The organism is Proteiniphilum sp. UBA5463, assembly GCF_002427225.1.
In the GTDB taxonomy this organism is placed as follows: domain Bacteria; phylum Bacteroidota; class Bacteroidia; order Bacteroidales; family Dysgonomonadaceae; genus Proteiniphilum; species Proteiniphilum propionicum.
On record NZ_DIQL01000051.1, the window covers coordinates 68,430 to 74,521 of the forward strand.

The 6,092-nt window shown below is 37.9% G+C and carries 6 protein-coding genes; all 6 read right to left on the reverse strand.

Going from position 1 to position 6,092, the window contains the following annotated elements:
* A complete protein-coding gene (locus B3B27_RS08560) occupies nt 1-987 on the reverse strand; it encodes a glycosyltransferase family 2 protein (protein ID WP_286845235.1) in 987 nt (328 codons plus the stop codon).
* 23 nt (nt 988-1,010) lie between these two features.
* The gene (locus B3B27_RS08565; protein ID WP_238866401.1) at nt 1,011-2,111 is read right to left on the reverse strand and encodes a DegT/DnrJ/EryC1/StrS family aminotransferase; all 1,101 of its coding nucleotides are present in this window, start codon (nt 2,109-2,111) and stop codon (nt 1,011-1,013) included.
* A gap of 78 nt (nt 2,112-2,189) precedes the next feature.
* Complete coding sequence (locus B3B27_RS08570) at nt 2,190-2,642, reverse strand: sugar 3,4-ketoisomerase (RefSeq protein ID WP_238866399.1); 453 nt, start codon at nt 2,640-2,642, stop codon at nt 2,190-2,192.
* Nucleotides 2,643-2,703: 61 nt separating this feature from the next.
* Entirely contained in the window at nt 2,704-3,120 is a 417-nt protein-coding gene (locus B3B27_RS08575) for a sugar 3,4-ketoisomerase (RefSeq protein WP_238866397.1), read from the reverse strand.
* Nucleotides 3,121-3,261: 141 nt separating this feature from the next.
* Nucleotides 3,262-5,640: an exopolysaccharide transport family protein gene (locus B3B27_RS08580; RefSeq protein WP_286845237.1), complete on the reverse strand. Its 2,379-nt coding sequence runs from the start codon at nt 5,638-5,640 to the stop codon at nt 3,262-3,264.
* A gap of 35 nt (nt 5,641-5,675) precedes the next feature.
* Nucleotides 5,676-6,092, reverse strand: a 417-nt coding sequence (locus B3B27_RS08585; protein WP_414703317.1) for a polysaccharide biosynthesis/export family protein, incomplete at its 5' end; no start/stop codon positions are given.

A 6,092-nucleotide genomic window follows, 5' to 3' on the forward strand; every position in this document is an offset into this window, starting at 1 on the left:
TTAATATGATTTTACACCATAAAACCTCACATACCAGTAGAAAAGGCTGAATTTTCGTAAAATAGAGTTTCCTTTCCAACCCTTAATCCCCTTATACTTAAACTGCAACCAGCTCTCGTAACAGACCGACATGTCGAGGGGATTAAAAATACTCAGGTTTCTTCTCCGGTATTTCCTGAAAATTTCTAAAGCCTCATTTTCACGCAACATTTCTGCTTTCATGCATCTAGAAATAGAGTCGCGGTGAATCCTGTAATCAACTGTAGCCTTGTTCAAGTAATGCACCTTTATCCCTTTTTCCGTAACTTTGAAAATAGTAACCATATCTTCATATATCCGGAACTCCTCATCGCAATACCCCACCAGCTCCATTACCTCTCTCCTGTAGAAAAAAGTTGGTGAATTCAAAAACGCAGGCCAGCGTGAATATGCCTTAAGCTGCTTCCCGGCTGACGGAATATTAACAAAAAAAGACAATCCCTCATTCACGACCCGTTCATGTATTAAAACACCATTTTCATCTATTTCGCGAATATCTGAAACAACGAAAGAGGCATCAGGGAAGCGTCTTACATATTCCATATTGTCAGAAATACAATTTTTTATAAGTATATCATCTCCAGAAATTATTTTAACCCATTCTCCCTGCGCAGCTCTTAAACCGCGGTTGCAGTTAGCCGGAATACCGCTGTTTTGTAAAACGGTAATCATTTTCGTTTTACTAAAACGGCCTTTATTACAATCTATCCAATTCGAACATAACTCTGCTGTCTTATCGGTGGAGCAATCGTCAGATACAATCAATTCTATTTGCTGCCATGTCTGGGCTTTAATGCTTTCCAGTGTCTCTATAACGTATTGGGCACTGTTATACGTGACGAGCACTACCGAGACCAAAGGAGTCTCTTTTAAATTCATCTGTATCTTTTTTATTCGTTGCATAACCTTTTGAATGATCTTCCAGTATGAATTTTCCTTTTCTGTCATTTCATTTATACTGATTATGTTTTCTAATGAAAAGCATTAATTGCATTAACAACAGTATCTGCCTCTTCATCCGTTATCACCTGGCTGATTGGCAAGCTTACAACCTCTCTGTGTATTTTTTCAGTAATCGGGAAACAGAGACTGTTCCACTCTTCGTAAGCCTTTTGCTTATGAGGTGGAACCGGATAGTGTATAAGCGCTTGAACACCCAGGCTATTCATAAATTGAATCAATTCGTCGCGGCGTTCCGAACGAACGACAAAAAGATGAAAAACATGGGCATCCCAGTCGTTTATCACGGGTAGAATAACTTCCGGCTGAGTTATGCAATCGAGATAGTATTGGGCTATCTCTTTTCGCCTTTGATTATCTTTATCCAGATGAATTAGTTTCACATTTAGGATAGCAGCCTGAATTTCATCCAATCGACTGTTATAACCGTGATACTCAAATATGTATTTCTTTCGAGAACCGTAATTGGCAAGAGTCCTCACTTTTTCTGCTAAGTACTCATCGTTGGTTGTTACTGCCCCGCCATCACCAAGAGCTCCCAGATTTTTTCCAGGGTAAAAGCTGTGTCCTGCTGCATCGCCCAAAGAACCGGTTCTGTTGCCGTTGAACTTACAACCGCATGCCTGTGCATTGTCTTCTATTAATTTAAGGTTGTACCTCTTGCATAGCTCCTCCACTTTATTTGTATATGCACACTGTCCGTACAGATGAACAATCATTATTCCCTTGGTTTTTGGGGTTACAGCAGCCTCTATTTTCGTGTCGTCAATCTGATAATTCCCTATATCCGGCTCAACCAAAACAGGCACTAACCGGTTATCGGTAATGGCTATAATAGAAGCGATAAACGTATTGGCTGGAACAATAATTTCATCACCTTCACTCATCACCCCCATCTCTATATAAGCACGTAAAATTATTCTTAAAGCATCGAGGCCGTTGGCAACACCCACACAATATCCGGTACCAATATATTCAGCATAATTTTTTTCAAATAAACCGGTCTCTTCACCCAGCAGATACCAGCCCGAGTCTATTACACGCGAAGCAGCCTGATGTATTTCGGCAGAATACTTCTGCGTTAATTTCTGCAAATCAAGAAATTTTATCATGTCAACCGTTTTTCAACCACACCTTGTTCATCTTATATAAAACATTCACATACAAGACAATATAATTACCATCACCTGTTATTTTAAAGTTTCCGGCTTACCCCGCTTGTTTGACAAATTATTTTTATACTCCTTAAATTGCTTGTAATCTCTTATATAATCATCATCTGAATATTCAGTCGATGCCAATACCAGACAAACAGAACCGGAAGAGAAGTTATCCAGCTCTCTCCAAATGCCCGGCACTATTAACACTCCTCTGTAAGGCCTGTTGATGGTAAAGGTCCTTTTTAATTCACCATCATCAACCGTCACATCAAAACTTCCGCTGGCCGCAACAATCAACTGATGTAGTTTCTTATGCGCATGCCCGCCCCTTGACTCACCACCGGGTACATCATACAGGTAATAAACACGCTTTACTCTGAAGGGTATGGTTTTACCGTTCTCTACCACACTTATATTCCCTTTCTCGTTGTGATGTTTATCAATTTCAATTATTGAACAGTCGTATATGTTTGTCCTTTTCATTATAATTCTTTAAATGTCGGTAATTGAATGCTCTCCAAAAAATATACATTCGAATTATTTATCAGGTTATTAGTTCTTTTGTCAGTTCTTTAAACAGAGTATAATCATAAATATAGTCTTTCATGTCAAATTTGATGGAAGCAAGTATGAGAGCTAACGCATTGGTCGAAAAATTTTGCATTTGTCTCCACACTCCTTTTGGTACATACAGGCCATAGTATGACCTGTTGAGAGTATATATTTTTCTCTCCTCCCCATTATCCAGAATCACATCAAAACTACCTGAAAGTGCTACAATAAATTCCTGATTGCGCTTATATGCATGTCCACCTCGTACCTCTCCCCCCGGAACATCATAAATCCAATAGGTACGCTTTATCTTAAATGGAATATTTTTTATCTCTTCTATGACTGAAAGGTTTCCCCTTCTGTCAAATTTTTTAGGAAGTTGAATTATGTTTGCGCCATTGAGCTCCATTATGCCTGAAATTTATAATCGAATCACATATTATTTGCTTAACTTTTACATCTGTTCATCCAATTAGCATATAGCTATAATATCCAGCTTCATTGAAAAATTAATATGAACTCATAACATATGCGACAATTGAACTATTCATTAATACCCATATCCATATTTTTTACTAAATCCATATCTGTACTCCATTGAGTTCATGTTAACAGAGTTCAGCACAAAATATATTTTCTTTAACCTGTTCTCACGGTAAAACCTGTCTGCATCGCCAATATATTTTTTAGGCGTATATCCTGAACGGGCAACGTAGAGGTTCACATCTGCAAGCCGGTTCAATACAAATCCGTCTGATACCTGCCCCAACGGTGCAGTATCAAGAAATATGAAATCATATTCGCTCTTATAATTGTTTATCAACTCATCCAGCATTGATTTCGACAAAATCTCATTAGGATTAGGAGGAACCGCTCCAGCAGTAATTACATACAAATTAGGATGAATACCGGAAGGTTTTACAAGCTCATTTCTATCTAAAATACCTGATAAATAAAGTGTAACTCCTTTCTTGCTATCTAATCCAAGAATTTTGGCAAGCTTAGGTTTTCTGATATCCAGCTCAATGATCAACACGTTTTTATCAAGTAGTGCCAGGCTCATGCCCAGGTTGAGAGTAGCAAACGTTTTTCCGTCACCGCTTATTCCCGACAATATGTTTATAACCTTATTATCACCTTCAATAACAAATAAAAGGTTTGCCCTCAACAGCCTTATCATTTCATTAAAACTGTCGTTGCAGTCTTCTTTCACTGCAATTATCTGCGATTGAACCGATTTTGGTATCTCTCCAAGTACCGGTATAGAAGAGATTTTTTCAATATCCTCCCTAGTGTCTATCTGGTATCTTAGCAGATCTCTGATTTTAATAACCACTACGGGAAATATTGATCCGATGACAAAAAATAAAAAAAAGATAATTTTCTTGTTTGGCGAAACTATCCCCAACACACGTATATTATCAATAATCCTTGAAGTAGGTTCACCAGTAGTCATATTCATATATCTCTCTTCTTTTTTCTGAAGAAGATAGAGGAACAACGCTTCTTTGATGTTTTGCTGACGTATAATATCGGAATAGACACGTTCCTGGCGTGGTATAGCCCGTATCCTGGCATTGCTTTGAGAATATAAGGCATTGATATCGCGCTGCTGTATAACAAGGTTATTCATCTCGTTTTGCAGTCCTGTTTTAACAGAGTTGAAAGTTGATTCAATCCTGTTATTCAGGTCTATCATCGACTGGTTGCTTCCAGAGGCTATGCGCGCTAGTTTATTCCTCTCCAACACCAAATTGTTATACGCGTTAATCTGTGCATTCAAAACCTCGCTTTTTATACCCGGATTGGCAGGTATAAGCTGATTATGATCGTTCCTCTGCTGTACATATTTATTAAGATCAGATACAATTGCATATTGCGATTCAACCTCCATCTTCCTTTGTCTCATATTTGCCGACTGAACATTAAAGAGATCAGCCTGTGAAGAAATATCGGTCAACCCTTGTGACTGCTTGTAATCCTGCACCTGAGACTCCATTTCGCTTAGTTCATTGCTAAGTTTTGTGAGATGTTTATCAATAAGTATTGCTGTTTTTTCAGCCAGCTCCATCTGCTCGTTTATTACCTTTTCATTAAATGTCTCGATGTATTCTTTTAAAAAGGCCCTTCCCAATTCACCATTCATGCATTCCAGAGAAAGTTTCGCTACCGATGATGTTTTCGATGTCAGCTCTATCTCAAGGGCATTTAGAAACTGATCGGCAACATTCACCGGATGGTTTATCTGAAGTCGTATGACCATGCTTTTTTCTGGAACGGCATTACCCTTTAACACATTTATTTCACCAAAAGGCAGATTAGCGGTACTGTTGGCAAAAGTTCCACCGACATAATATTTTTTCCCTTCATGCATACCTGAAAAAAGATAATGCCCGTCACTGTTTACCCGAACATCTAATTCGATGTTATTCGTCATATTATTCAGAATATTTTCAGGGATCACTATTATTATGGGGCATTGTTTCCCGTAAATTACTTTCGATCTTAAATATGTAAGTTTTGGAAAAACCTTATCAATTCCTGTTTGATGAATAAACTCAAATGGATTCAGTTTTGTATATGTAACATACAGATTCAGCTTCCTGACAACACTCTCTACAATCAATGATTTTTTTAGTATCTCTATCTCATTATCTACATTGTTTTTTCTGTTTACTACCCCCATCTCTCTAAAGATGTTCATCTCGGTTAACCCCCCTTTTTGGTCGTCTTTGAATAGTATTGAAGTCGCCACCTTGTATTTCGGCAACGTTATATAGATATAAGATACTGCAATGGCCAGAGATAATATTATCGAGAGCAAAAACCATTTCCAGTAAGACAGATATTTCATTATAATATCAATCAGATCGATCCTCTTTTCTGCAAGCGCCGAAAATTCCTCTTCAACTTCAGAATATTTATACATTGTAAAGCTGTAGTATAAATGTGGTTATAAAATATTCACCTCAACAATCCGAAAATTGTTGTAGTCATAGTTATCAGAGAGATCAATACCGACAAAGTAGAAATCCTGAAAGATTCAGCGGCTCCATATTTTGAAGAATTTGCCTTCGACTTGTTGGGTTCGACATACACAACATCATTTTGCTCCAAAAAAAATGCGGGGGAATAAAACATGTTTTTATCAGTCAGATTAAGCGTGTATATAATTAGCTCTCCATTTCCATCATCCCTTAGCACTTTCACATTATCTCTGCGTCCGTAAATAGTCATATCGCCCGCCATTGCCAATCCATCTAAGATTGTCATCCGGCCGCTCATTGATTCATATTTCCCCGGCCTGAGAACTTCACCCATTATATTGACCGAATAATTAACAATTCTGACAGTGACAACCGGCTTCTCTTCAGTGAAGAA